Source organism: Phaeobacter sp. JH204B, assembly GCF_048055755.1.
Classification (GTDB): Bacteria; Pseudomonadota; Alphaproteobacteria; order Rhodobacterales; family Rhodobacteraceae; genus Phaeobacter; species Phaeobacter bryozoorum.
On the sequence record NZ_JAYMXF010000019.1, the window covers coordinates 167,539 to 192,524 of the forward strand.

General features: G+C 60.9%; 24 protein-coding genes. 7 read left to right on the forward strand and 17 right to left on the reverse strand.

Going from position 1 to position 24,986, the window contains the following annotated elements:
- Nucleotides 1-26 precede the first annotated feature (26 nt).
- From VXL81_RS11115 to pcaF, 16 genes are all read right to left on the reverse strand, one after another.
- Nucleotides 27-992, reverse strand: a complete 966-nt coding sequence (locus VXL81_RS11115) for an ABC transporter permease (protein WP_340544331.1) — start codon at nucleotides 990-992, stop codon at nucleotides 27-29.
- The gene (locus VXL81_RS11120) at nucleotides 992-2,086 is read right to left on the reverse strand and encodes an ABC transporter permease (RefSeq protein ID WP_340544332.1); all 1,095 of its coding nucleotides are present in this window, start codon (nucleotides 2,084-2,086) and stop codon (nucleotides 992-994) included. The genes VXL81_RS11115 and VXL81_RS11120 overlap by 1 nt, the downstream gene beginning before the upstream one ends.
- Nucleotides 2,087-3,616 (reverse strand): ABC transporter ATP-binding protein, encoded by a 1,530-nt coding sequence (locus VXL81_RS11125; protein ID WP_340544333.1) that lies wholly within the window; start codon nucleotides 3,614-3,616, stop codon nucleotides 2,087-2,089. It abuts the gene before it with no gap.
- Between the two features lie 199 nt (nucleotides 3,617-3,815).
- Nucleotides 3,816-4,811 (reverse strand): BMP family lipoprotein, encoded by a 996-nt coding sequence (locus tag VXL81_RS11130; protein ID WP_340544334.1) that lies wholly within the window; start codon nucleotides 4,809-4,811, stop codon nucleotides 3,816-3,818.
- Nucleotides 4,812-4,940: 129 nt separating this feature from the next.
- Nucleotides 4,941-5,357, reverse strand: a complete 417-nt coding sequence (locus tag VXL81_RS11135; RefSeq protein ID WP_416537201.1) for a GNAT family N-acetyltransferase — start codon at nucleotides 5,355-5,357, stop codon at nucleotides 4,941-4,943.
- 54 nt (nucleotides 5,358-5,411) lie between these two features.
- On the reverse strand, nucleotides 5,412-6,008 hold the full coding sequence (gene tsaB / locus VXL81_RS11140) for a tRNA (adenosine(37)-N6)-threonylcarbamoyltransferase complex dimerization subunit type 1 TsaB (RefSeq protein ID WP_416536465.1): 597 nt from the start codon (nucleotides 6,006-6,008) through the stop codon (nucleotides 5,412-5,414).
- A complete protein-coding gene (locus VXL81_RS11145) occupies nucleotides 5,998-6,561 on the reverse strand; it encodes a NifU family protein (protein ID WP_340544337.1) in 564 nt (187 codons plus the stop codon). Before VXL81_RS11145 ends, tsaB begins: the two co-directional genes overlap by 11 nt.
- A gap of 168 nt (nucleotides 6,562-6,729) precedes the next feature.
- The gene (locus VXL81_RS11150; RefSeq protein ID WP_340544338.1) at nucleotides 6,730-7,185 is read right to left on the reverse strand and encodes a universal stress protein; all 456 of its coding nucleotides are present in this window, start codon (nucleotides 7,183-7,185) and stop codon (nucleotides 6,730-6,732) included.
- Nucleotides 7,186-7,270: 85 nt separating this feature from the next.
- Complete coding sequence (locus VXL81_RS11155; RefSeq protein WP_416536466.1) at nucleotides 7,271-8,137, reverse strand: branched-chain amino acid aminotransferase; 867 nt, start codon at nucleotides 8,135-8,137, stop codon at nucleotides 7,271-7,273.
- A gap of 129 nt (nucleotides 8,138-8,266) precedes the next feature.
- Complete coding sequence (locus VXL81_RS11160; protein ID WP_416536467.1) at nucleotides 8,267-9,034, reverse strand: Phenylacetic acid catabolic protein; 768 nt, start codon at nucleotides 9,032-9,034, stop codon at nucleotides 8,267-8,269.
- Nucleotides 9,035-9,100: 66 nt separating this feature from the next.
- Nucleotides 9,101-10,174, reverse strand: a complete 1,074-nt coding sequence (gene paaE, locus VXL81_RS11165; RefSeq protein ID WP_416554260.1) for a 1,2-phenylacetyl-CoA epoxidase subunit PaaE — start codon at nucleotides 10,172-10,174, stop codon at nucleotides 9,101-9,103.
- 10 nt (nucleotides 10,175-10,184) lie between these two features.
- Nucleotides 10,185-10,658, reverse strand: a complete 474-nt coding sequence (paaD, locus tag VXL81_RS11170) for a 1,2-phenylacetyl-CoA epoxidase subunit PaaD (RefSeq protein WP_416554262.1) — start codon at nucleotides 10,656-10,658, stop codon at nucleotides 10,185-10,187.
- A 99-nt stretch (nucleotides 10,659-10,757) separates the two neighbouring features.
- Nucleotides 10,758-11,519, reverse strand: coding sequence for a 1,2-phenylacetyl-CoA epoxidase subunit PaaC (gene paaC, locus VXL81_RS11175; RefSeq protein WP_416554264.1), 762 nt, complete (start codon nucleotides 11,517-11,519; stop codon nucleotides 10,758-10,760).
- A complete protein-coding gene (gene paaB, locus VXL81_RS11180; protein ID WP_008562338.1) occupies nucleotides 11,519-11,803 on the reverse strand; it encodes a 1,2-phenylacetyl-CoA epoxidase subunit PaaB in 285 nt (94 codons plus the stop codon). Before paaB ends, paaC begins: the two co-directional genes overlap by 1 nt.
- A gap of 63 nt (nucleotides 11,804-11,866) precedes the next feature.
- Nucleotides 11,867-12,844, reverse strand: coding sequence for a 1,2-phenylacetyl-CoA epoxidase subunit PaaA (gene paaA, locus VXL81_RS11185; RefSeq protein WP_416554266.1), 978 nt, complete (start codon nucleotides 12,842-12,844; stop codon nucleotides 11,867-11,869).
- A 24-nt stretch (nucleotides 12,845-12,868) separates the two neighbouring features.
- Nucleotides 12,869-14,071 carry a 3-oxoadipyl-CoA thiolase gene (pcaF, locus tag VXL81_RS11190; protein WP_416554268.1) on the reverse strand — a complete coding sequence of 401 codons (1,203 nt, stop codon included), beginning with the start codon at nucleotides 14,069-14,071 and terminating at the stop codon, nucleotides 12,869-12,871.
- 316 nt (nucleotides 14,072-14,387) lie between these two features.
- On the opposite strand from pcaF, the gene VXL81_RS11195 reads away from it, so the two are divergent.
- The 7 genes from VXL81_RS11195 (at nucleotide 14,388) to VXL81_RS11225 (ending at nucleotide 24,051) form a co-directional block, all read left to right on the forward strand.
- Nucleotides 14,388-16,034 carry a sulfatase-like hydrolase/transferase gene (locus VXL81_RS11195; RefSeq protein ID WP_416554270.1) on the forward strand — a complete coding sequence of 549 codons (1,647 nt, stop codon included), beginning with the start codon at nucleotides 14,388-14,390 and terminating at the stop codon, nucleotides 16,032-16,034.
- 278 nt (nucleotides 16,035-16,312) lie between these two features.
- Nucleotides 16,313-18,406: a 3-hydroxyacyl-CoA dehydrogenase NAD-binding domain-containing protein gene (locus VXL81_RS11200; RefSeq protein WP_416554272.1), complete on the forward strand. Its 2,094-nt coding sequence runs from the start codon at nucleotides 16,313-16,315 to the stop codon at nucleotides 18,404-18,406.
- A 1-nt stretch (nucleotide 18,407) separates the two neighbouring features.
- Nucleotides 18,408-19,583, forward strand: a complete 1,176-nt coding sequence (locus VXL81_RS11205) for an acetyl-CoA C-acyltransferase (RefSeq protein ID WP_416554274.1) — start codon at nucleotides 18,408-18,410, stop codon at nucleotides 19,581-19,583.
- Nucleotides 19,584-19,678: 95 nt separating this feature from the next.
- Entirely contained in the window at nucleotides 19,679-20,878 is a 1,200-nt protein-coding gene (locus VXL81_RS11210) for an acyl-CoA dehydrogenase family protein (protein WP_416554276.1), read from the forward strand.
- The gene (locus VXL81_RS11215; RefSeq protein ID WP_416554278.1) at nucleotides 20,875-22,020 is read left to right on the forward strand and encodes an acyl-CoA dehydrogenase family protein; all 1,146 of its coding nucleotides are present in this window, start codon (nucleotides 20,875-20,877) and stop codon (nucleotides 22,018-22,020) included. The genes VXL81_RS11210 and VXL81_RS11215 overlap by 4 nt, the downstream gene beginning before the upstream one ends.
- Nucleotides 22,001-22,465 carry a PaaI family thioesterase gene (locus tag VXL81_RS11220; protein ID WP_416554280.1) on the forward strand — a complete coding sequence of 155 codons (465 nt, stop codon included), beginning with the start codon at nucleotides 22,001-22,003 and terminating at the stop codon, nucleotides 22,463-22,465. Before VXL81_RS11215 ends, VXL81_RS11220 begins: the two co-directional genes overlap by 20 nt.
- Before the next feature lie 68 nt (nucleotides 22,466-22,533).
- A complete protein-coding gene (locus VXL81_RS11225) occupies nucleotides 22,534-24,051 on the forward strand; it encodes a class I adenylate-forming enzyme family protein (RefSeq protein WP_416554282.1) in 1,518 nt (505 codons plus the stop codon).
- 128 nt (nucleotides 24,052-24,179) lie between these two features.
- Here the strand turns inward: VXL81_RS11225 and rpe are convergent, their stop codons facing one another.
- On the reverse strand, nucleotides 24,180-24,869 hold the full coding sequence (gene rpe / locus VXL81_RS11230; RefSeq protein ID WP_416537214.1) for a ribulose-phosphate 3-epimerase: 690 nt from the start codon (nucleotides 24,867-24,869) through the stop codon (nucleotides 24,180-24,182).
- Nucleotides 24,870-24,986 lie beyond the last annotated feature (117 nt).

The following is a 24,986-nucleotide window of genomic DNA, read 5'->3' on the forward strand; positions in this document are numbered from 1 at the left end:
CGGGCTGTACCAAATTGATTGCTCTATCAGCGCTCCTTGACGTAGGGCTCTCCACCGGCTTTGGGCGGAACCGCCTTGCCGACGAAGCCTGCCAGGATCACCACAGTCAGGATGTAGGGCAGGGCGTCCATCATCTGCACCGGAATCACAAAGTTGCCGATTTCGATGTTCTGAAAACGCAGGGCCACCGCTTGAAGCAGGCCGAACAGAAGGCAGGCACCAAGCGCGTGCCAGGGGCGCCATTTCGCGAAAATCAGCGCTGCCAGAGCGATAAAGCCGCGACCGGCTGTCATGTCCTTTACGAACCCGGCCTGTAGTGCTGTTGCAAGATAGGCGCCGGCAATGCCGCAGAGCAGGCCACAGATCATTACCGCCGCATAGCGCAGACCGACCACGGACACACCGGCGGTATCGACAGCTGCGGGGTTTTCCCCGACCGCGCGCAGGCGTAGGCCAAAGCGCGTACCAAAGAGGATCCAGGCGGTAGCAGGCACCGCGAGGAACGCCAGGTAGACCAGCACGGAGTGACCGGAAAGCAGCTCGCTATAGATCGGGCCTAACACAGGGACATCCGCCAGCGCATCTGCAAACGGCAGGCTGAGAGGCTCAAACCGGCCGCCCGAGAACAGCGAGGGTGTGCGCCCGCCCTGCTGGAACCAGTCTTGCGCGATCAGTACGGTCATGCCTGCGGCCAGGAAGTTGATTGCCACACCGGAGATCAGCTGGTTGCCACGGAAGGTGATCGAGGCGAGCCCGTGCAGGCCGCTGAGAACCAGCGATGATGCGATACCGGCCAGGAGGCCCAGCCAGACATTGCCAGTGGTCGCAGCCACCGCCGCCGAGAAGAAAGCGGCCATCAGCATTTTGCCTTCAAGGCCGATATCGAAGATCCCCGCCCGTTCGGAGAACAGTCCAGCCAGACAGGCCAGCAGCAGCGGTGTTGCGAGGCGAACGGTGCTGTCGAGCACCTGGATCAGAGTCAGAAAATCCATCACGCTTTCCCCCGGCGCAGAGCAAGGAAGATCCGTTCAAGCGGTCCTCGTACCATATTGTCCAGCGCGCCTGTGAACAGGATCACCAGTGCCTGAATGACGACGATCAGTTCCCGCGGGATGCTGGTCCATAGCGCCAGCTCCGCGCCGCCCTGATAGAGGAACCCGAACAGGATCGCGGCCAGAAACACGCCAAAGGGATGGCTGCGCCCCATGAGTGCCACGGCGATGCCGATGAAACCGGCGCCCTCGGTTGAGTTCAATACCAGGCGCTCGGCCTCGCCCATCACATTGTTGGTGGCCATCATGCCCGCCAGACCGCCAGAGATCAGCATCGCAATCATGGTGATCTTGACCGGCGAGATTCCGGCGTAAAGCGCGCCATATTCGGAGTTGCCATAGGCCCGGATCTCGTAGCCCAGTTTGGTACGCCAGATCAGCAACCAGACCGCAACGCAAGCAGCAAGCGCGACGAGGAAGCTCACATTGGCAGGTGCCGCCTTGGAAAACTCGATCCCGATAGGTGCGAGGAGCTCATGCAAGGACGGCAGGTGGACAGCTTCGGCAAAACGGGCTGTCGCCGGGTCCATCGAGCCTTCTGGACGCAGGAGATTGACCAGCACGTAGTTCAGAACGGCCGCCGCAATAAAGTTGAACATGATTGTGGTGATCACGATATGGCTGCCGCGCTTCGCCTGAAGATAGGCGGGGATCGCGGCCCAGGCCGCACCGAACAGGGCTGCACCAAGGCTGGCAAAGATCAGCGCCAGCGACCAATGCGGCCAGGGGATATAAAGGCATACGAGGGCCACACCCAAACCACCGAGCATCGCCTGACCTTCACCACCGATGTTGAAAAGCCGGGCGTGGAAGGCCACGGAAACGGCCAGACCCGTGAACAGGAAGTTGGTGGCATAATAGAGCGTATAGCCCCAGCCATAAGTGGATCCAAGCGCGCCCGAAACCATCAGCTTCACGGCGGCAATCGGGTCTTCGCCAATGCCAAGAATCACCAAGGCAGACAGAATAGCGGCCAATACGAGGCTGATCAGCGGGATCAGTACGACATCGGCCCATTTAGGCATTTTATCCATTTACGCGGCCTCCCCCGCGACACCGGCCATCAACAGGCCCAGCTCTTTCTCATCGGTCTGATCGGCCGGGCGCTCGCCCATGATCATTCCGTCAAACATCACTGCAACACGGTCGGCGAGTGACAGGATTTCCTCCAGTTCAACCGAGACCAGCAGGATCGCCTTGCCCTGATCGCGCAATTCGACGATTTGCTTGTGAATAAACTCAATGGCGCCGATATCGACGCCCCGTGTCGGCTGCCCAATCAGCAACAGGTCAGGGTTGCGCTCGATTTCGCGGGCAACAACGATTTTCTGCTGATTGCCGCCGGAGAAATTCTTGGCCGCAAGCCAGGGGTCCGGGGGGCGTACGTCAAACTTGGCCATCTTGGCCTCGGTATCGGCGCGCAGCGCAGCATTGTTCATTAACAGGCCGCGTTGGTATTCGGGCGCGTGATGATAGCCGAACGCCACGTTTTCCCAAGCGTGGAAGTCCATGATCAGACCTTCGCGCTGACGGTCTTCGGGAACGTGGGCAACATGTGCTGCGCGACGGGCGCGGGCATCGGATCCGGCACCTGACAGGGGCAGCGGCGATCCATTGAGACGAATGGTGCCCTGACCTTCGCGCATGCCACCGAGCACCTCCATCAGTTCGGACTGACCGTTGCCGGCCACCCCGGCGATGCCAAGGATCTCTCCCGCACGCACGGTCAGGTCGATATTCTTCACCCGCGCAACGCCCGCCTCATCGACGACACTGAGGTTCTCGATCTCAAGGATCGGCTTGCCGGGAGTGGCGGGAACCTTGTCCACCCGCAGCAGCACCTTGCGTCCCACCATCAGTTCGGCCAGATGTTCGGGGCTGGTTTCAGCGGTTTTCACGGTCGCGGTCATCTGGCCGCGGCGCATCACCGACACCGTATCGGTATACTCCATGATTTCGCGCAGTTTGTGAGTGATCAGGATGATCGTTTTGCCCTCGGCACGCAGCCTGTCCAGAATGCGGAACAGCTGGTCGGCCTCTGCGGGGGTCAGAACCCCTGTCGGCTCGTCCAGAATCAGAATGTCGGCCTGGCGGTATAGCGCCTTCAGGATCTCGACACGCTGCTGCATGCCGACACCGATTTCGTCGATACGGGCATCGGGATCAACGTTCAGCTCATATTCTGCTGCCAGGTCTTTCAGCGAATTTCGGGCCTTGCTGAGAGAGGGCTTCAACAGTTTGCCATCCTCGGCGCCGAGGATGATGTTCTCCAGTACCGTGAAATTCTCAACCAGCTTGAAGTGCTGGAACACCATGCCGATCCCTGCCGAGATCGCCGCCTGGCTGTCTGGAATCTCGGTACGTTTCCCGTGAATCCAGACCTCACCCTTATCGGCTTTGTAAAAACCGTACAGGATACTCATCAGCGTTGATTTGCCTGCGCCATTCTCGCCGATGATCCCATGGATCGTGCCGGGGGAAACACGGATTGAGATATCCTTATTGGCCTGAACGGGGCCAAAGGCCTTGGAGATGCCTTTTAGTTCAATTGCTGGTGCCGTCATTCGGGCTCCCCTTATTCATCCTGGATCGGTTGGCACAGATCCACGCCGAAGCGAGCGGCGGTTAACATGTGCAATTTGGCCAACCTAGGAAAAACCAAACCCGGAGGCGGCAAAGGCGCAGCCTCCGGGCAATATGAAACCCCCGGTCACCACCATAATCATCAAGAGGATCACGGTGGGCCGGGGGGCAGTTCAGTACTTAGAAGGACAGAGCCGGGCAGCTGTCATCCGACATATAGTCATGCACGGTGATTTCGCCGGTTGCGATCTTGGCTGCGGCTTCATCAGCGGCAGCCTGCATCTCTTCCGTGATCAGCGATGCGTTGTTATCGTCAACCGCAAAGCCGACGCCGCCGTTCGACAGGCCCATGACGGAGAAGCCGGTTTCCAGGTCAGGACCGTCGGAGAAGGCTTCAAACACAGCGTTGTCGACGCGCTTCATCATGGACGTCAGAACTTTGCCCGGGTGCAGGTGGTTCTGGTTGCTGTCCACACCGATTGACAGGATGCCTTCGTCGGCGGCGGTCTGCAGTACGCCAACACCAGTGCCGCCCGCAGCTGCATAGACAACATCAGCGCCCTGGCTGATCTGCGCCTTCGTCAGTTCGGAGCCCTTGACCGGGTCATTCCAGGCCGCAGGGGTGGTGCCGGTCATATTGGCGATCACAGTTGCGTCCGGGTTTGCGGCCTTCACGCCCTCGGCGTAGCCGCAGGCAAATTTGCGGATCAGCGGGATATCCATACCGCCGATGAAGCCCACTGTGCCCGATTTGGACGCTTTGGCCGCCAGCATGCCGACAAGGTAGGAGCCTTCATGTTCGTTGAAGACAACAGAACGCACATTCGGCGCATCAACAACCATGTCGATGATCACGAATTTGGTGTCGGGGTAGTCGGCTGCAACCTGGCCCAGAGCGTCGGCAAAAGCAAAACCGGCCATGACGATCGGGTTCGCGCCCGCTTCGGCAAAGCGACGCAGGGCCTGCTCACGCTGAGCTTCGGATTGCAGTTCGATTTCGCGAAAGCTTTCGCCGGTTTCCTCAGCCCAACGCTGCGCGCCGGTGAAGGCGGCTTCGTTGAACGATTTGTCGAATTTGCCGCCCAGATCAAAGATCAGTGCAGGCTCTGCCAATGCGGCACCCGCTGTCAGCGCCACGGCCGCCGCGGCGCTCATCAGGGATTTCATCAGGGTCATAGGGGTACTCCCAATTTGTTGTTCTTGTTGCGGCCAGTTTGACCGCCCCAACCCATGTGTTTTTAAAAAGGTGCGACAATTTAGGCCGTAGCCTGCGGAAAGGGTCAACCGTTTTTTGACCTTTTGGTGTTATTCTGCGGTTTCGGCCTTGCGTAAACTGACGCACATGAGCACTGCGTCCACTGAAGACGCGCCTTCGCGCGGGTAGTAGCCGACCCGCCGCCCGGTTTCGGCGAATCCATAGGAGTGATACAGGGCACGCGCCGATCGGTTGTCTGCGGCAACTTCCAGAAAGCCATCGGTTGCATCTCTGGCCAGCGCGGCTTCCTGCCAGCTGTCCAAGACCATACGCGCAAACCCCTGACGCCGGTAGTCGGGGTGGGTCGCTATGGTCAGCAATTCGGCCTCTCCAGCGACAACGCGTCCCAAGGCAAAGCATCGTGTATCGCCGACAGCATAGCTGAACGGGCTGTCGAGCAGGGCAGAAAATTCATCCGCAGACCACGGGCGCCCCTGCACAAAGGCAGCCCGATGGGTGTGGGCCATGTCCTGTGGTGTCAGATTTGAGGGACAGTTTCGTAGCATGGTCGACCGAAGGTATCAGCCATCAATCAGCGTTGGTGGGGCGTCTCTTGCCGGCGCGGCATCAGCAGCCCGCAGGTACAGCGGGGCAGGGGCAACTGCTTCTGTTTGGTAACGGTCGGCGGCGTTGCGGGCGATGGCTTCGGCGATATTCGGCGGAGTTGCCTCGGCCAGCAACTCTAGATCATGCGCGGCGGCAACCGCCTGCGCTTCAACAAGTGGCATCAGCCGGGGCTCGCCTCCGGGAGGCAGTGCATAGACATGATCGCGAGGTGCGGGCACCGCAGCGAGAGTGCCGGGGTGATGGCGTGCGTCAAATCCGTTTACACCGACTGCCGGAATATCCAGCCCCAGCGCCAAACCGCGTGCAGCGGACACGGCGATGCGAATGCCTGTGAAGTTTCCGGGTCCGATACCGACACCAATGGCATCAAGATCCGCCCAAGCTGCGCCACCTTCGGCGAGCACCTCGTCCAGCAACGGCATCAATCGTTCGGCCTGGCCGCGAGTCATCTCCTCCAATCGGGAGGCCAGCACCGTGTCCCCACGCAACAAAGCGGCCGCGCAATGCGCGGCCGATGTATCAAAGCCAAGGACGAGAGCGTCAGACGGCAACGGGGCGAACCTCGGTCACTTCGGGGATGTAGTGGCGCAGCAGGTTTTCGATGCCCATCTTCAGCGTCAGTGTCGACGAAGGGCAGCCTGCGCAGGCGCCCTGCATATGCAGGTAGACCACTCCACGGTCAAAGCCGTGGAAGGTGATATCGCCGCCATCCTGAGCCACAGCAGGGCGCACGCGGCTGTCCAGAAGCTCTTTGATCTGGTTGACGATTTCGCCATCCTCACCGGTGTGTTCCGCGTGGCCAGAGGTCTGTTCGCCACCTTCGGAAATCACCGGCTGACCGGACTGGAAATGTTCCATCACCGCGCCGAGGATCGCCGGTTTGATGTGGTCCCATTCAACTGTCTCTGCCTTGGTCACGGTTACGAAATCGTTGCCGAAGAACACGCCAGTCACGCCTGCAACAGCAAAAATGCGCTGCGCCAAAGGCGATGAGCCTGCGGCCTCTGCGCTGGGAAAATCAGCTGTGCCCATTTCCAGTACGGTCTGGCCCGGCAGGAATTTCAGCGTCGCCGGGTTGGGCGTGGATTCTGTCTGAATGAACATGTCGGGCCTCCTTAAAGCGTGGCAGAGATATGCGCCTCCGGTGGGCTTAAGTCAAGATTTGGAACGGTTCTAAAATTGCGGAACCTTGTGGCGCGCGCTGGGGCCTTTCGCTTCGGATCCACTCGCGGCGAGTTCGTGCAACCCGCAGATCGGTCAGCTTGGCAGCGATCAGGTGATCGCTTCCAGTTTTTCTTTAGACAGATCGCCGGGTACGATTGTGATCGGCACCGGCAGGCTGCCGGATGAGCGACTTAGCTGGGTGACGAGGGGACCAGGGCCTTTGCGGTCGTCACCGGCGCCCAGTACCAATACGCCGATTTCGGGATCAGATTCGATCTGGGCGATAATCTCTGGCACCGCTTCGCCTTCGCGGATCACGAGTTTGGGTTCGATACCTTGCCGGTCGCGCATCCACTTCGCGAATACTTCAAAATGGGCGTGTATGCGTTCGCGGGCCTCTTCGCGCATCACTTCGCCGACGCCAATCCAATGATTGAATTCGTCGGGGGGAATCACCGAAAGGATTTCAACTCCGCCGCCAGTCTTGGCGGCACGCATGGCGGCGAACCGCATGGCGTTCAGGCATTCGCGGCTGTCATCCAATACCACAAGAAATTTGCGCATATTGATCCTCTGGTTGTTCCGTCTGGATCATGGCGCAAGCCATCCCCCGGCGCAATAGATGAGCACAAATGCTAGTCGCACGCAGCTATCCACGGCTGCTTGTTGCCCAATCCCAATAGAGATCCCGTGTGCGCTTGGCGATTGGTCCGATCTGGTATTGCCGATCGTCAAAGGCGGCAACTGGCGTGACCTTGCTCATATTGCCGGACATGAAAACTTCGTCGGCGTCTTCAAAGTCTTTATAGCCAAGCACCGTTTCATGAACGGTGACACCATCTGAGCGCAGGTTTGCGATGTGACGAGCACGGGTGATCCCTGCAAGGAAGGTGCCATTTGCAATCGGAGTAAAGACCTCTCCGTCACGCACCATGAAAATATTGGCCGTGGCGGTCTCAGCGACATTCCCCATGGCATCGAGGGCGAGCGCGTTACTGAATCCTTTTGCGCGCGCTTCACGCAGCATGCGGGCGTTGTTCGGATAGAGGCAACCGGCCTTTGCATTGACCACAGAACTCTCCAGCACGGGCCGGCGGAAGGAGGTGCGTGTCAGAGTCGCTACAGCTGTCGGGGCAGCCATAGGGATTTCTTCCAGACAAAGAGCAAACTGGGTGCTTGCGGGTTCCGGCGCGATCATCGTGGAATCGCCCTCGGTCGCCCAGTACATAGGGCGGATGTAGACCGCGGCATCTGGTGCAAAGAGAGCGAGACCCTCTTTGGCGATGGCGACCATATCGTCGACGCTGACGGTTGGAGCCATCATCAGCGCGTGGGCCGATGCGTTGGCTCTGGCGCAGTGCAGATCAAGGTCGGGCGTGACACCATCGAACAGCCGCGCACCGTCGAAAACCGACGATCCAAGCCAAGCCGCATGGTCAGCGGCCTTCATGATAGCCACATCGCCCTCATGCCAGCTGCCGTTGAAATAGGTGCGAATGGTCTTGCTGATCGCCATGTCGGGCCTCGTTTTTGGGGTGCTGGAACAGGCTGACCCTAGGACGCAATGGGTCAGTCGTCCAGACCTTTTCCGCTGGGTTCTTCCGCCATATGGGTGGGTGTCGGGGGGTGCCTTGATGCCGCCGCTTCAGGCCGGTTCTGGGGCTTCCAGCCCCAGCTCTCGCAACACGCCACGCATCTCGCTTTGCCACCGTGCGCGCAGCTCTGCGTTGCTGCGATGGCGCAACCCCAGTGTGCGAAGGGCTTCGAATTTGTCGGAGTCATCGACCCCAAAGCTGATGGCGACACGTGGCCACCAGTAACCGATGGACTCCTGCAACATGCCGATGTCGCCTTCCTGGACGAGACGCGACAGGCCCTCATGGGCAAGCCGCGCGTGATGCGCCTCAATCGGTTGAATGGCGCGGAAGGCCTCGGCCAAGGGCTGGTAGGAGATCATGGACAGTTCTGCCAATTGCACGGCAACGGCGCGTCCCATCAAAAGGTTCATCACCACTGCATCGGCCCAGCCTTCAAGCGGATAATTGAACACAGCAAGGCGCCGGTCATGTTTGGATCTGGCCTGATCCAGTCCAGCCTCGCGGTCCAGTCGGGCTGTCCAGGGGTGGTGGTCGACATAGCGCTCCGTGTCGGCCCCGAAATCGCCCATGACCTGCAAGACCCGGTCTGCATTGGCGGTTTTTTCCAATACGATCCGGGCGGCAGCCATGCGCGATTTGATCCCCGGGCCTTCGTTTATGATATCGACAAACCCCGCCGCTCCCGCCAGCGCGCTATCCACGAAACTGGCCATGATGGTCATCAGCTCAGCGCGATAGCGTGGCGGTACGTTGGAAGGATTGCTGAGGACGCCACCGGCCGCCAGATAGCTCTCAATGCTCATCTCGTCACTCATGCGATTGTCCTCTTGAGTCTGTTGCTGTGTGTTTCGTCCTGATCGCTCGGGCTCTAACCTAGTGGGCTATTGATCGTAGTCCACCACCACCTGATCACTCAGCGGATAGGCCTGACAGGACAGCACATAGCCTTTTTCGACCTCGTAATCCTCCAGCGCGTGGTTGGCGACCATTTCGACCTCGCCCTCCAGCACCTTGCAGCGGCAGGTGGAGCATACACCTGCCTTGCAGGCATAGGGCGCGTCCATGGCGTTCTCGAGCGCCGCGTCCAGCAGGGTCATGTCCTTGCCCATTTCGATGGTCTGGGTGGCGCCGTCCAGCGTAATCGCGGCCTTGGTCTGGTTGGCGCTGCTGGCCGCATCCGTTGCGGTGGCCTTGCGCTTGGCGCGGCCCGGCTGAGCAGAGGCGAACAGTTCGAACTTGATCTGGCTATCGCCTAGACCGGCGGTGCGCAGTGCCGCAGCGATGCCCAGCATCATCGGCTCCGGGCCGCAGATAAAGGCGGTGTCGACCGACTGGATGTCAATCCAGTGCTCGAACAGCTGGGCGCATTTCTCCTCAGTCACCAGACCGGTGAACAAGTCGATTTCCTGAGCGTCGGATTCCAGTACATGGATCACATTGAAGCGGCCCATGTAGAGGTTTTTCAGATCCTCCAGTTCCTCGCGGAACATGATCGTGTTCACGCCCTTGTTGGCGTAGACCAGCGTGAAGGAGGATTTGGGCTCCGCCGCCAGCGTGGTCTTGAGGATCGACAGCACAGGGGTAATGCCGGAGCCGCCGGCGAAGCCCAGGTAGTGCTTTTCGGCGGTACCATCGAGCGGGGTGAAGAAGGTCCCCATCGGCGCCATCGCCTGCAGGGTATCACCTGCCTTCAGCTCGGTGTTAGCCCAGGTCGAAAAGGCGCCGCCGTTGACGCGCTTGATGCCGACCTGCAGGATGCCTTCGTCCTTGCCGGCGCAGATCGAGTAGCTGCGGCGCAGTTCCTCGCCGTCGAAGTCGCGGCGGAAGGTCAGGTACTGGCCTTGGGTGAAATCGAATTCCTCAGCCGCGCCACCCGCGGGCTTCAGGGTGACAACCACCGCATCGCGGATGGTCTTGCGGACGTCGGTGACTTCAAGGTCGTGAAAGCGCGCCATCAGGGTCTCCTCAGATGCACTTGAAATAATCAAAAGGTTCGAGGCAGTCCTGGCAGCGCCAGTGGGCCTTGCAGGGGGTCGAGCCGAACTGGCTGACCTTGGTGACATGTTTGCTCCCGCAGTGCGGGCATTTCTCGGGGCCGCCTGCGGGCTGGGGCGGGGCGATGCCGTAGGCCTCCAGCTTGGCGCGGCCTTTTTCCGACAGCCAATCGGTGGTCCAGGCCGGCGAAATCTGCGTTTTGAGCCGCAGATCAGTGATGCCGCGGCCGCGCAGGGCGGTCTCAATATCCATGGCGATCACCGCTGTGGCCGGGCAGCCTGAGTAGGTCGGGGTTACGGTGACCACCAAAGTCTCACCCTCCCAGGCCACATCGCGGATGATGCCGAGATCCACCAGCGAGATCACCGGGATCTCCGGGTCCGGCACGGCGTCGAGCCAGTCCCAGATTTGGGTGATGCTTGGCTGAGTTGTCACTTGGCTCATGCGGTTACCCTCATTGGCTGTTCCGCCCGAACTTCCCAGCGGAAGCGGGCCTCACCCCCGTTTGACGCCGGGGATGCCCTCAGTTCCTTGGCCGAGGCCTTACCACTTGGCGCCGGGATAGGCGCGCTGCAGCCATTGCATCTGGGTCAGCAGGTGGCCCAGATGCTCTGTGTGCATCGCACCGGTGCGCCCGCCTTTGTGGGCGAAGCGGCTTTCGGGAATGGTCAGCGTCGCATCACCCAGGATGCGGGAGATCAGCGCGTCGTATTCTTCGCGCAGGGCCGCGGGATCGGGGGCGATGCCAGCCTTCATCATTTCGGCGTCCACATCGTCGGACTGGAACATCTCGCCCACATAGGGCCAGAGGTAATCCAGCGCTTCCTGCATCCGGCGGTGGCTTTCCCCGGTGCCGTCGCCCAGGCCCACCACCGTGTCGGCAGAGCGTTCCAGGTGATAGGCCACCTCTTTCGAAGCTTTTTCGGCGATTGCTGCAACGCGTTCGTCCGACGACTTCATCAGCCGGCCCAGCTGGATCGAATGCCAGGCGTCAAACAAGAACTGGCGCATCAGGGTGCGGCCGAAATCGCCGTTCGGCACCTCGCACAAGAGCACGTTGCGGAAATCCCAGGCGTCGCGCAGGAAGGCGAGATCGTCGGCGGATTTGCCGTCGCCTTCAACTTCGGCGGCAAGGCCGAGCCACATCTGGGTCTGGCCGATCATATCCAGCGCAGTGTTGGCCAGCGCGATGTCCTCTTCCAGCACCGGCGCGTGGCCGCACCATTCGCTGACCCGGTGGCCGAGGATCAGGGTGTTGTCCCCCATCCGCAGCAGGAACTGGAAAAATGCGTCTTCGCGGGCCATTACATCGCCCCCACTTCTTCGGGGATGTCAAAGAAGGTCGGGTGGCGGTAGACCTTGCTCTCCGACGGCTCATAAAGCGGGCCCTTGTCGCTGGGCGAGGAGGCGGAAATGTGGTTCGCCTCGACCACCCAGATCGACACGCCTTCGTTGCGGCGGGTGTAGACGTCGCGGGCGTTCTTGATCGCCATTTCGGCGTCCGGTGCATGCAGGGAGCCGACGTGGCGGTGGCTCATGCCGTGCTGGCCGCGGATGAAGATTTCCCAGAGGGGCCATTCGTTTTTCATGTTTCAAATCCTCCTGGCTGAGGGGGCGCTGCGCGTCTGGGCGGAGCGCCGGAATGCTTGGGGTTATTCGGCGGCGTGCCGGCGTGCGGCTTTCTTTTTGGCGTGGGCCAGCAGGCCGTCGCGGACCCAGGTGCCGTCGTCCCAGGCCTTGTTGCGGGCAGCGAGACGGTCCACGTTGCACGGGCCGTTGCCCTTGATCACCTCAAAGAACTCGCTCCAGTCCGGATCGGTGTAGTCGTAGTGGCCGCGCTCTTCGTTCCATTTCAGGTCGGGATCAGGGATCGTCAGGCCCAGGTATTCGGCTTGCGGCACGGTCTGGTCGACGAACTTCTGGCGCAGTTCGTCGTTGGTGTTCATCTTGATCTTCCAGGCCATCGACTGGGCGGAATGGACCGAGTCCTTGTCGGAGGGGCCGAACATCATCAGCGACGGGTACCAGAGGCGGTTCAGCGCATCCTGGGCCATCTTCTTCTGCTCCGGGGTGCCCTCCGCCATCTTGCGGATCGCGTCATAGCCCTGGCGCTGGTGGAAGCTTTCCTCCTTGCAGATGCGGATCATTGCGCGTGAGTAGGGGCCGAAGGAGGTCCGCTGCAGCGGCACCTGGTTCATGATCGCAGCACCATCAACCAGCCAGCCGACCGCGCCGATGTCGGCCCAGTTCAGCGTCGGGTAGTTGAAGATCGACGAATACTTCATGCGGCCGTCCAGCAGCATCTCGGTGATCTCGTCGCGGGAGACGCCCAGCGTCTCCGCCGCGCAGTAAAGGTAGAGGCCATGACCGGCCTCATCCTGAACCTTTGCGAGCAGGATCGCCTTGCGCTCTAGCGTCGGCGCGCGGGTGATCCAGTTACCCTCGGGCAGCTGGCCGACGATTTCCGAATGCGCGTGCTGCCCGATCTGGCGGATCAGCGTTTTGCGGTAGCCTTCTGGCATCCAGTCCTTGGGCTCGATCTTCTCGCCCGCGTCGATGCGCGCCTGGAAGGCCGCCAGCTTTTCCGGATCGTCCTGGGTCGCTTCGGATTTGATCATCTGAGCATACATGTCTGGGACCTCCCCTAGGGTTCGTTACACGCGTTCGAGGATCAGGGCGGTGCCCTGACCGACGCCGACGCACATGGTGCAGAGCGCATACCGCCCGCCGGTGCGCTGAAGCTGATAGGCAGCGGTCAGCACCAGCCGCGCCCCGGACATGCCGAGCGGGTGGCCCAGTGCAATCGCACCGCCGTTGGGGTTAACATGGGGCGCATCGTCCGGAAGGCCAAGCTCGCGCAGGGTGGCAAGGCCCTGCGATGCGAATGCTTCGTTCAGTTCGATCACGTCCATCTGTTCGATGGTCAGGCCGGTGCGGGCCAGAACCTTGCGGGTCGCGGGCACCGGGCCGATGCCCATGATGCGCGGCTCGACCCCTGCGGCGGCCATGCCGACGATGCGGGCCATCGGTTTCAGGCCGTTCTTCGCCGCAGCCGCTTCATTCGCCATCAGGATCGCCGCAGCGCCGTCGTTGACGCCGGAGGCATTGCCTGCGGTCACGGTCTTGTCCGGGCCGTTGACGCCCTTGAGGCCCGCCAGCTTCTCGGCCGAGGTGCCGGGGCGGGGGTGTTCATCGGTGTCCACCACCAGATCATCGCCCTTGCGCTGGGGGATGGAGACCGGGGTGATCTCGTCCTGGAAGATCCCGGCCTCATGCGCGGCGGCCCAGCGGGCCTGGCTGCGGGCGGCGAAGGCGTCCTGATCGGCGCGGGAGACGCCGTAGTCCTCTGCAACATTATCGGCGGTTTGCGGCATCGAGTCGGTGCCGTACATCCCGTGCATCTTCTTGTTCACGAAGCGCCAGCCGATGGTGGTGTCATAGACCGCATTGGCACGGGTGAAGGCAGAGGTGGCCTTGGGCATCACGAAGGGCGCGCGCGACATGCTTTCGACGCCGCCGGCGATGGCCATGTCATAGTCGCCGGCCTTGATCCCGCGGGACGCCATGCCGACCGCATCCATGCCGGAGGCGCAGAGGCGGTTGATGGTGGTGCCGGGCACAGAGGTGGGCAGACCCGCCAGCAGCGCCGCCATGCGGGCCACGTTGCGGTTGCTTTCCCCGGCCTGGTTGGCATCGCCAAAGATCACATCGTCGAGGGAGCCCCAGTCCACATCCGGGTTGCGTGCCGCCAGCGCGGCAATCGGCAGGGCGGCAAGATCATCGGTGCGCACCTGGCTCAGCGCGCCGCCGTAGCGGCCGATCGGGGTGCGGGTGGCATCGCAGATGAAAGCATCCATGGGTGTTCGCGTCTCCAAGTCGCGGCAGTAGATAAGCCGACCATTTAGTCGGTGATACGCGCAGAAGTGATTCTGGGCAAGAGAGATGTAACCAGATCGAACAAAGTGGTGGAATTCTGTAACATATTAATGGTTCTCTTGCTGATCCTTCATATTTCGGTCGCTCTGCGCCTTTGCGCGTATGATCCATTCAGCGTCGCAGTGGCTGTCGAAAATAGTTTACATGTTGACTAATTGCGAGTGTCCGCTCTGATTGGAGAAGCGCGAGGTATCCGTTCGCTGCGATCTTTGCGGTGATCGGAAAGGGGAGGGGTGAATGAATATTCTCTATATCATGTTTGACCAGCTGCGGTTTGACTACCTCAGCTGTGCTGGGCATCCACATCTACAGACGCCTCATTTGGATGGGCTGGCACGGCGTGGGGTCCGGTTCACCAGAGCCTATGTGCAGTCGCCTACCTGCGGTTCCTCGCGTATGTCGAGCTACACCGGGCGCTATCCCTCAAGCCACGGAGTGCAGTTCAACGGTTACCCGCTGCGGGTGGGCGAATGGACAATGGGTGACCACTTGCGCAAGGCCGGGATGAGCTGCCACCTGATTGGCAAGACGCATATGGTTGCCGATGCCGAGGGGCTGGAGCGTCTGGGTCTTGCCCCTGACAGCATCATCGGTGTGCGCCAGACGGAATGCGGTTTTGACCCATTTGTCCGTGACGACGGGCTGTGGGCTGAGGGGCCGGACGGTTTTTATGACAGTAAGCGGAGCCCCTATAATGAGTATCTCAAATCGCGGGGCTACCCCGGCGACAATCCCTGGAGCGATTTTGCAAACGCCGGCGTGGATGGTGACGATATCGCCTCTGGCTGGTTCATGGTCTACGCAGACAAGCCCGCCAATATCGCGGAGGAGGACAGTGAGACGCCTTGGCTCACCCGTGAAGCCATGCGGTTTATCGAAACTGCGGAGAGGGAGGGCGATCAGCCGTGGTGTGCGCATCTGAGTTACATCAAGCCGCATTGGCCATATATTGTGCCTGCGCCTTACCACGATATGTATGGTCCTGAGCATGTTCTGCCCGCAGTTCGTTCGAGCGCCGAGCGCGAGAATGCGCATCCGGTATTTGCCGGTATGATGAACAATCAGATTGGTCAGGCCTTCTCCCGTGAGGAAGTGCGTCAGAAGGTGATCCCCGCCTATATGGGGCTGATCAAACAGGCTGACGATCAGATGGGTCGGCTGTTCTCCTGGCTTGAGGCAACCGGGCGAATGAAGGATACGATGATCGTGGTGACCTCGGACCATGGCGACTACCTCGGCGATCACTGGCTGGGCGAGAAGAACCTTTTCCATGAACCGTCGATCAAGGTGCCGCTGATCATCTACGATCCGCGGCCCGAGGCCGACGCCACCCGCGGCACCACCTGCGATGCACTGGTCGAGTCGATTGATCTGCTTCCGACCTTTCTGGAGGCAGCGGGCGGCGCGGCGGCGCCTCATATCCTGGAAGGGCGCTCATTGATGCCCTTGTTGCGCGGCGAGACTTCAGAGTGGCGCGACTACGCGGTGGCCGAGTTTGATTATGCGACGCTCCCCCTGTCCGAAACACTTGGCCTGGCTCCGAAAGATGCGAGGCTGTTCATGATCGTGGATGCGCGCTGGAAGTTCATGCACGCTGAGGGCGGGCTTCGGCCCATGCTGTTCGATTTGCAGGAGGATCCAGATGAGCTCGTGGATCTTGCCAAAACGAAGGCGCATCAGGAGGTGATCGACCTCATGTACGATCGACTGCTCGAGTGGGGGCTGCGGATGTCGCAACGCATTACCCTTTCTGACGAGCAGATTGCCAAGCGCCGAGGGAAATCGGCGCGCAAAGGGATCCTGTTGGGCGTCTATGAGCCGTCGGAGGTGGATGCAACCCTGACCGAGGCCTATCGTCGACCGGTTCCGAAAGCTGAGAGCTGACCGTCTAGCGCCCAAATACCGCGAGACGCACCGTCACGACCCGCAGGCAAATCGTGATGCTTGGCAAGCGGCGCAGACGCGCGGCATGATATCTCTTGTCAGGTCACGAAGCCGGATTTAGGGTCGGCATCAAGTTTGCGGAATGATGTTCCGCATGGCGAAATGTGCGGGGGTGACGTCTGCGTCCTGATCCGTGCCTGCCGCAAGGCAGCTGCGTTCCCGCGGTTGGAGCCTGTCGAAGTTTTGCTCGGCATCGCTCGCAATAAGAGGAAAGATCCATGACTGAAGCCGTTGTTTATGAGCGTATTGGCGATATTGCAGTGCTGGGCGCGCAGAACCCGCCAGTGAACGCTCTTGGCGTTGACGTGCGCCGTGGGCTTCTTGCCGGGATTGAGCGCGCCGAGGAAGAAGGCGCACGTGCCGTACTGATCTACGGCGAGGGGCGAACCTATTTCGCTGGCGCCGATATCCGCGAGTTCGGCAAGCCGATGCAAGAGCCCGGATTGCCTGACCTGTGCAACCGCATCGAAGCCGCCAAGCTCATCGTGGTTTCTGCCCTCCACGGCACCGCGCTGGGCGGCGGGTTGGAAGTGGCGCTGTCGTCGCACTACCGGATTGCAGTGCCGAGCGCCAAGATGGGCTTGCCTGAGGTGCATCTGGGCATCATCCCGGGCGCTGGGGGGACGCAGCGGCTGCCGCGCGTCACCGGAACCGAGGCGGCACTGGAGATCATCACCACCGGCCGCCATGTGTCGGCGGCAGAAGCCTTCGACAAGGGGGTCGTTGACCGTATTGCGGCGGGCAGTCCCCGCGAAGTCGGTCTGGCTTACACCCGTGAATTGCTGGACCAGGATGCGCCGCGTCGACCGGTCTGTGATATGTCGGCACCGGAACCCATCGATTTCGATGAAGCCTATGAGCGGGTGCTCGCCCGGTGCCGCGGTCAGCTGTCCCCGGCCGTCGCGGTGCGTGCCGTTCAGGCTGCATGTGAAGCCAAGAGCTTTCTTGACGGGGTGCGCCAGGAGCGAGAGCTGTTTAAGAAGCTGATGGAGAGCGATCAGCGACAGGGTCTGATCCACGCATTCTTTTCGGAGCGCGCGGTCAGCAAGCTGCCAGAGCTGGCCGATGTGACCCCGCGCGACGTCGCCTCGATGGGGGTGATTGGTGGCGGCACGATGGGCGCAGGCATTGCAACCGCCGCCCTGTTGTCGGGGCTGCCCGTAGTACTGATCGAACGTGATGATGCGGCGACGGTCGCAGCTCATGAACGGATCGAAGGCAATCTGAAAGGGGCGCTTAAACGCGGCAAGATCGATCAGTCGCAGTTTGATACCATGATGAACGAGGCGCTGCAGCTGGCGACGGATTATGCAGCGCTGTCGCAGGTCGATCTGGTGGTCGAAGCAGTGTTTGAAGACATGGACGTCAAACGCGACGTTTTCTCGGCGCTGGATACGCATTGCAAACCCGGCGCAATTCTCGCCAGCAACACGTCATATCTCGATATCAATGAAATCGCTGCTGCGACGCGCCGACCGGCGGATGTGATCGGGTTGCACTTCTTCTCCCCGGCGCATGTGATGAAACTGCTTGAGGTCGTGGTTGCAGATCAGACCGCGCCTGATGTGATCGCCACCGGAATTGCCCTTGGCAAGCGGCTGAAGAAGATCTCTGTGCGTTCAGGTGTCTGCGATGGCTTCATCGGCAACCGGATCATGAACAGCTACCGCAAGGCTGCCGATTACATGGTGCTGGACGGAGCCTCACCCTACCAGATTGACAAGGTGATGACCGGGTTCGGATTTGCGATGGGGCCATTTGCGGTGGCGGATCTGGCAGGGCTTGATATCGGCTGGGCAGCCCGCAAACGGCGAGCGCCGACACGCGATCCCCGTGAGCGGATTGTGCATTTTTCCGATATGCTCTGCGAAGCTGGAGATTTCGGGCAGAAGACCGGCCGGGGTTTTTATGTCTACGAAGAGGGCAAGCGCGGCGGGACCCCAAATCCACAGGTATCCGAGTATATCGAACGCGATCAGCGGGATCAGGGCGTGACGCCGCAGGTCTTGGCCAATGACGAGGTCCTGCGGCGCTACATGTGCGCGATGGTCAATGAGGCGGCGAAGGTTGTCGGCGAGGGCATAGCCCGGCGTCCGCTGGATGTGGATATGGTATTGCTGTTCGGCTATGGCTTTCCGCGGTTTTGGGGCGGCCCGCTGAAATGGGCTGACCTGCAAGGTTTGGATAGCATCCTCAAGGACATCAAACGCTATGCCAAGGAAGATGCGTTTTTCTGGCAGCCGGCGCCTTTGCTGGAAGAGCTTGTCGCCAAGGGCCGCAGCTTTGACGATCTCAACAAGGAGGCCCGGTGAGATGAAACAGGCTGTCATCGTTTCCGCTGCCCGCACTGGGTTGGCCAAGTCTTTTCGCGGATCGTTCAACCAGACCCATGGCGCGACTTTGGGCGGCCATGCCGTAGCTGCAGCCGTCGAGCGGGCTGGCCTAGATGGTGGCGAGATCGAGGATTGCATTATCGGCTGCGGGTTCCCCGAACAGGCTACGGGTCACAATATCGGACGTCAGATTGCACTGCGCGCGGGATTGCCGCAGACCGCAGCAGGCATGACTGTGAACCGGTTCTGCGCCTCGGGTCTTCAGACCATCGCGCTTGCGGCCCAGCAGATTACGGCCGAAGGGGCTGGCCCGATGGTTGCAGGTGGGGTCGAGAGCATCTCCATGGTGCAGCCCAATGTGAAGCAGGTGCAGGACCCCTGGCTGCAGGCGCACAAGCCAGACGTTTATATGGCCATGATCGATACCGCAGATATCGTTGCCGAGCGTTACGGGATCAGCCGGGAAGCGCAGGATGCCTACGGGCTGCGCAGCCAGCAGCGGATAGCAGCGGCGCAGGGTGCAGGGCTGTTTGACGACGAAATCGTGCCCATGCAGACCGTTATGGCTTTAAAAGATAAGGAAACCGGTGAGGTTGGCACCCGCGAGGTGACTGTGGATCGCGACGAATGTAATCGCCCGCAAACCACTTTGGACGGGCTTGCCGGATTGGACCCGGTGCGTGGCGAGGGCAAGTTCATTACCGCAGGAAACGCCAGCCAGCTTTCCGATGGTTCGGCGGCGGTCGTGATGATGGAGGCCACCGAGGCAAGCCGTCGAGGGCTGAACCCGATGGGGGCGTTTCGCGGGTTCTGCGTTGCCGGCTGTGCGCCTGACGAAATGGGCATCGGCCCGGTACATGCGGTGCCGCGCCTGCTGGAGCGGCACGGGCTGACAGTCGCGGATATCGATCTGTGGGAGCTGAATGAGGCTTTTGCCAGCCAGGCGCTCTATTGCCGTGACCAGCTCGGTATCCCGGATGAAATCTGCAACGTGAACGGCGGATCAATTGCCATCGGCCATCCCTTTGGCATGACAGGCGCACGAATGGTCGGGCATCTGCTGCGTGAGGGCCGTCGACGTGGGGCCAAGCTGGGTGTTGCAACCATGTGCATCGGCGGCGGCATGGGTGCTGCGGGCCTGTTCGAGATCTACTGACTATCTGGGTACGGCTTCGCCGGTAGGTGCGGTCCAAGTAGATCCCGGATGAGAGCAGCGGGCACTATCGAAATAGCGCGGGGAGGTACGCGGAGATGGATCTGAATTACTCGACCGAAGAGTTGGCCTTTCGCGCGGAAGTGCGCGCCTTTCTGGAGGCGAAGCTGCCTCAGGATCTGTCGGACGCTGTGCGCCTGGGGCGGGGTATCGGCAAAGAGGGGCATGATCGCTGGCACCAGATCCTGAACGATCAGGGGTGGCTGGCACCGACCTGGCCGCAGGAGTCTGACGGCTGCGGCTGGAATGCGGTCCAGCGCCACATCTTCGAAGAAGAATGTTGTCGCGCCCATGCGCCGCGCATCGTTCCGTTTGGTTTGACCATGCTTGCGCCGGTTCTGCAAAAATTCGGATCCGATGCGCAGCGCGCGTATTTCCTGCCCAAAATTCTGTCCGGTGAACACTGGTGGTGTCAGGGATATTCCGAACCGGGCGCGGGGTCCGATCTGGCCAGCCTGAGCACGCGCGCAGTTCGCGATGGTGACCATTATATCGTCAACGGACAAAAAACTTGGACCACGCTTGGCCAATTCGCCAACTGGATTTTCTGTCTCGTCCGCACTGATCCTCAGGCCAAGCAGCAGGAGGGGATCTCCTTTCTGCTGATTGACATGGCGACACCAGGCATCGAAGTGCGGCCGATCATCCTTCTTGATGGCACCCATGAGGTCAACGAAGTCTGGTTCAATGATGTGCGCGTGCCTGCTGAAAATCTGGTTGGTGAGGAAAACAAAGGCTGGACCTATGCCAAATATCTACTGACCCATGAACGCACCAATATTGCAGGTGTCGGGTTCAGCCAGGCAGGGCTGGAGGCGGTGAAACGTCTCGCGCGTCACCAGCTTCATCGCGGTCGCCCGCTGATCGAAAATCCACATTTCGCCGCGCGACTCGCCCGCGCGGAAATCGATCTGATGGCCATGTCCACCACCAATCTGCGCATCATCTCAGCTGCGGCCCAAGGGCAGGCGCCCGGCGTCGAAAGCTCCATGCTCAAGGTGAAAGGCACCGAAATACGTCAGGAGATCAACGATCTCGCACGGCGCGCAGCGGGCGTTTATGCCCTGCCGTTTGCGTCGGAGGCGGTAGCCGGTGACAACAACGCGCTTTCTCCACCAGAGGGGAGCGAAGCTGTCGCGGCCCAGTATTTCAACAATCGAAAACTGTCGATCTTCGGTGGATCGAACGAGATCCAGAAGAATATCATTGCCAAGGTTTCTCTGGGAGGCAGGACATGAACTTTCAGCTGACAGAAGAGCGCCAGATGCTTCAGGACAGTTTGCGCCGGTTTCTTCGCGATCGGTATTCTGTCGCCGCCCGAAACCAGGCGCTTACCGATCCTTCGGGGTACTCTCCGGCAATTTGGGGACAGCTTGCTGACCTCGGGGTGATTGGCGCGCTGTTGCCCGAGGCCGCTAATGGATATGGCGGGGCTGGATTCGACATTGCGACGGTGTTTGAGGAATTGGGCCGGGCCGGCGTTGTTGAACCGGTGCTTGACAGCGCCGTTCTTTGTGGCGTGCTGCTGTGTGGCTCTGGCACAGATCCGATTTCGCCGCGTGATCAGAAAATGATTGATCGGCTGATCGCTGGAGATCTGCAGCTGGCCTTTGCCCACGGCGAGCCTGCCAGCCGGTATGAGCGTACCTGGATCGAAACCAAGGCTGTCGACGAGGGGGATGACATTCTGCTCACCGGGCGGAAATCCGTGGTGGTGAATGCAGAGGCGGCCGACTTGCTGATTGTTGCCGCGCGCGAAGCAGGGTCACCCGGAGATCGTGACGGTCTGTCCCTATTTTGTGTTCGCCCCGATGCACCCGGTCTGCGAATGCGGGGTAGCGCATTGCTGGCAGGCGGCAGAGCCGCCGAGATGGAACTGGATGGTGTTCGGCTGTCGAAATCAGCGCGGATCGGCGCAGCTGGCAATGCTGCGGACCGTATCGAAGGCGCCATTGCCGCGGCGGAGGTTGCGCTCGCCGCAGAGACGCTTGGCGCGATGGAAACAGCCGTACGGCTGACGATGGGTTACCTGACTACACGGCAGCAATTCGGACGTCCAATCGGCACGTTTCAGGCCTTGCAGCATCGCGTTGCAGAGATGTTGATCGAGCTCGAACAGGCGCGTTCTGCCGTGATCAATGCAGCAGGCCACCTGGAGGATCTGCCACTGGTGCGGGATCGTCATATCGCCGCCGCGCGCAATCTCATCGGGCGGACGGGGCGCCATATCGCGGAAGAGGCGATCCAGCTTCACGGAGGCATCGCGATGACTGCCGAATATGAGCTGGCCCATATCGCCAAACGCATCGTCTTGGCGGAACACCGCTTTGGTGATGCTGATACCCAGTTGGAGCGGTTCATTGACCTCACGGCGGCCTGATCCGATATCGCAGGCCACCGAGGCTGCGGCAGCACATGGGTCCGGGGGCACCAAGCGCATCATTGACGATCCAGGTTGTCAGCAGATGGTCGGGTATCGCACCGAGATCGATGCGCAGACCGGGGCGTGCCTTGTGATGCTGGAGCTTGCTCCACAGCACCTTAACCGCAATGGCCTACTGCATGGTGGCATCGTTGCGACCCTGATGGATGTGGTCTGTGGCAATACGGCATCTCAGCATTTTGACGCAGCCTTGCACCCGCCGGTGGTGACCGTCTCACTGACCTTGTCCTATATCGCGGCTGCACGGTCCGGGCAGGTTGTGGCATCGGCAACGGCAACAGGCGGTGGCGCCTCCCTGGCCTATGTGGCGGGAGAGCTGGTGGATGGTCGCAGGCAGATCTTGGCCACCGCGAGCGGGGTCTTCAAAAGGATACGGGGCTGAGGCCCCCGCGGCGCAGCTTTGTCTGCGGAGGGGGGGACAGATATCAACACGACCACGGGGAATCGAACATGACGCTTTGGCACGAGTATCTTGAGCAACATGCGCGCCATCGTCCGGGGTCTCCGGCCTTCAGCGACAGCGGCGGGACGAAGTGGACCTATGGTGAGCTTGCCCGCGTCTGCGATGAACTGCGATCTCATCTGGTGGCCGCTGGAGTGGGGCCGGGTGACCGGGTCATGTTAGTCTGCGAGAACTGCTGCGTCGCCGTTGCAGCCCTGTTTGCTACCTCACAATTGGGCGGTGTTGCAGTTCCCGTGAATGCCCGGATGCGAGCGCCCGAGGTCGAGCGTATCCGTGCCCATGCCGAGCCGACAGTGATCCTGCTGACGGTGGCCGCTTCGCCGGATGCTGCGGCTCACGCGGCCCGATTGGGCGCACACCCGATGCCGGGCGATCTGGGCAGCTTGCAGATCGTGATGTCAGCCCCCGGAGAGGGTGTTGCGGCGGGCGATCGAGGCGATGAAACGATACCGTCCGATCTGGCCGTGCTGCTCTACACAACCGGTACGACCGGTGATCCAAAGGGGGTGATGCTCAGCCATGGAAACCTGAGTTTCGGCGGCGGTGCCTCGGCTCGCTTGCGCGATATGACCGTACGAGATGTGATCTATGGCGTTTTGCCACTTAGCCATGTGTTTGGCCTCGCGTCCGTTCTGACCGCCTCCGTGATGATCGGGGCCGAGGTTCGTCTTGAGGCGCGCTTTAGCGCGGCGCGGTTTTATCAGGCGTTGCGGAGCGGCGTCACCTTGGTTTCCGCCGTACCGCAGATGCACGCGCTGGTGATGCAATACGCTAAGGAACAGGGGTTGGCGCATCTTGATAGTCCCGATCTGCGCTATGTCTCGTCTGGCGCGGCTCCGCTCGACCCGGATTGGAAACGGCGGGCGGAAGATTTTTACGGCGTTGCCCTGCAGAACGGCTATGGGATGACCGAGGCCACGGCAGGGATCTGCGCGACACGCAACTGCCTGGGTGACCCTGATACATCGGTTGGCCCACCGCTATCGGGGGTTGAGGTGCGTCTGGATGAAAATGTTCCGGGCGGCGGCGGCGGGCTGGGAGAGATCTGCCTGCGCGGAGACAACGTTATGCTCGGCTATTTCCGCAACCCGAACGCCACGCGGGCGGCTCTCGATCCCGAAGGTTGGCTGCGCAGCGGCGATATGGGGCGTTGGGACCAAAGCGGCAATCTGCACATCGACGGACGCGCCAAGGAGCTGATTATCCATGGCGGTTTCAATGTCTTCCCGCCGGAGGTCGAAGCAGCTCTGAATGCCCATCCGCAGGTGGTTCAATCCGCTGTTGTCGGCCGCCAGATGGACGGGGACGAACAGGTAGTCGCCTTTGTGCAGGTGGCCACTGCCGATGCGCCTCGGGTTGAGGACTTACGTCTCTTCGTGGCAGAGCGTCTGGCAGGCTATAAACGGCCCGGCCTTATTGTGCTCACAGAACAGCTGCCAGCGGCACCGACAGGCAAGATCCTGAAGCATCTTCTGCTGTCCCATTTCGCGGACCGGCTGGCGTGAAGCGCCCGCGCCGCGCAACGCGCGGCGCTTGGCCCAACGGCTTCAGCGCCTTTCTTGAAAGGCGTCGCAGCGGGCGGGAGTTCCTTGTGTCCGCCCTACTGAATGCGCGCTGCTGTGATGTCGCTCGCTCAGGCCCAGACGCCAGCAGCAGCGGCTCGGATGCTGCGGATATTTTCTCCGTAAACCTCCGGCGTATCGACGGAGCCGCCCTTGAACACTGCTGATCCGGCGACCAGCACGTCCGCCCCGGCTTCTGCCACCAGCGGTGCGGTCTTGGGGTCAACGCCGCCATCAATCTCGATATGCACCGGGCGATCACCGATCATGGACCGCAGGCTGCGAATCTTGGCGGTCATATCGATGAACTTCTGACCGCCGAACCCGGGGTTCACCGTCATGACGCAGATCAGATCGGTCAGATCCAGCAGATGGGCAACCGCCTCGGCAGGGGTGCCGGGGTTCAGGGCCACACCGGCTTTCATACCTGCCCCACGGATCGCTTGCAGGGTGCGATGAATATGCGGCCCGGCCTCGACATGTGCGGTCAGCACGTCGGCCCCGGCATCTGCATAGGCGTCGATATAGGGGTCAACCGGTGCAATCATCAGATGCACATCCATCACGGTTTTGACATGTGGGCGAAACGCCTTCACCGCCATCGGACCAAAAGTAAGGTTGGGTACAAAATGCCCGTCCATCACATCGATATGAACCCAATCGGCGCCTTGGGATTCGATGGCCTGAATCTCCTGACCAAAATTGGCAAAGTCGGCAGACAGGATCGAAGGTGCGATTTTGATGGAGCGGTCGAAAGACATGGCAGCAGTTCCTTGGTTTCGTGGGCAGCGTTTCGTCGCCGTATAGCGGCTTGTTGTCGGCGCGCCTAGGGGCGTGCTGGCTGTTGTCATGCCGGCCGTTACAAAAGCTTCACCGCG

Excerpts from the sequence above, each read along its gene's own strand:
- VXL81_RS11135 (WP_416537201.1), bottom strand. The coding sequence starts at position 5,357 with ATGGCCCACACCCATCGGGCTGCCTTTGTGCAGGGGCGCCCGTGGTCT.
- VXL81_RS11225 (WP_416554282.1), top strand. The coding sequence starts at position 22,534 with ATGACGCTTTGGCACGAGTATCTTGAGCAACATGCGCGCCATCGTCCG.
- paaE (WP_416554260.1), bottom strand. The coding sequence starts at position 10,174 with ATGGCGCGCTTTCACGACCTTGAAGTCACCGACGTCCGCAAGACCATC.
- VXL81_RS11160 (WP_416536467.1), bottom strand. The coding sequence starts at position 9,034 with ATGAGTGACGAGATGAGCATTGAGAGCTATCTGGCGGCCGGTGGCGTC.
- VXL81_RS11120 (WP_340544332.1), bottom strand. The coding sequence starts at position 2,086 with ATGGATAAAATGCCTAAATGGGCCGATGTCGTACTGATCCCGCTGATC.
- VXL81_RS11210 (WP_416554276.1), top strand. The coding sequence starts at position 19,679 with ATGGATCTGAATTACTCGACCGAAGAGTTGGCCTTTCGCGCGGAAGTG.
- VXL81_RS11195 (WP_416554270.1), top strand. The coding sequence starts at position 14,388 with ATGAATATTCTCTATATCATGTTTGACCAGCTGCGGTTTGACTACCTC.
- VXL81_RS11205 (WP_416554274.1), top strand. The coding sequence starts at position 18,408 with ATGAAACAGGCTGTCATCGTTTCCGCTGCCCGCACTGGGTTGGCCAAG.
- paaC (WP_416554264.1), bottom strand. The coding sequence starts at position 11,519 with ATGGCCCGCGAAGACGCATTTTTCCAGTTCCTGCTGCGGATGGGGGAC.
- VXL81_RS11125 (WP_340544333.1), bottom strand. The coding sequence starts at position 3,616 with ATGACGGCACCAGCAATTGAACTAAAAGGCATCTCCAAGGCCTTTGGC.
- VXL81_RS11215 (WP_416554278.1), top strand. The coding sequence starts at position 20,875 with ATGAACTTTCAGCTGACAGAAGAGCGCCAGATGCTTCAGGACAGTTTG.
- VXL81_RS11130 (WP_340544334.1), bottom strand. The coding sequence starts at position 4,811 with ATGACCCTGATGAAATCCCTGATGAGCGCCGCGGCGGCCGTGGCGCTG.
- VXL81_RS11200 (WP_416554272.1), top strand. The coding sequence starts at position 16,313 with ATGACTGAAGCCGTTGTTTATGAGCGTATTGGCGATATTGCAGTGCTG.
- paaA (WP_416554266.1), bottom strand. The coding sequence starts at position 12,844 with ATGTATGCTCAGATGATCAAATCCGAAGCGACCCAGGACGATCCGGAA.
- paaB (WP_008562338.1), bottom strand. The coding sequence starts at position 11,803 with ATGAAAAACGAATGGCCCCTCTGGGAAATCTTCATCCGCGGCCAGCAC.
- pcaF (WP_416554268.1), bottom strand. The coding sequence starts at position 14,071 with ATGGATGCTTTCATCTGCGATGCCACCCGCACCCCGATCGGCCGCTAC.
- VXL81_RS11155 (WP_416536466.1), bottom strand. The coding sequence starts at position 8,137 with ATGGCGATCAGCAAGACCATTCGCACCTATTTCAACGGCAGCTGGCAT.
- paaD (WP_416554262.1), bottom strand. The coding sequence starts at position 10,658 with ATGAGCCAAGTGACAACTCAGCCAAGCATCACCCAAATCTGGGACTGG.
- VXL81_RS11145 (WP_340544337.1), bottom strand. The coding sequence starts at position 6,561 with ATGTTCATTCAGACAGAATCCACGCCCAACCCGGCGACGCTGAAATTC.
- rpe (WP_416537214.1), bottom strand. The coding sequence starts at position 24,869 with ATGTCTTTCGACCGCTCCATCAAAATCGCACCTTCGATCCTGTCTGCC.
- VXL81_RS11115 (WP_340544331.1), bottom strand. The coding sequence starts at position 992 with ATGGATTTTCTGACTCTGATCCAGGTGCTCGACAGCACCGTTCGCCTC.
- VXL81_RS11150 (WP_340544338.1), bottom strand. The coding sequence starts at position 7,185 with ATGCGCAAATTTCTTGTGGTATTGGATGACAGCCGCGAATGCCTGAAC.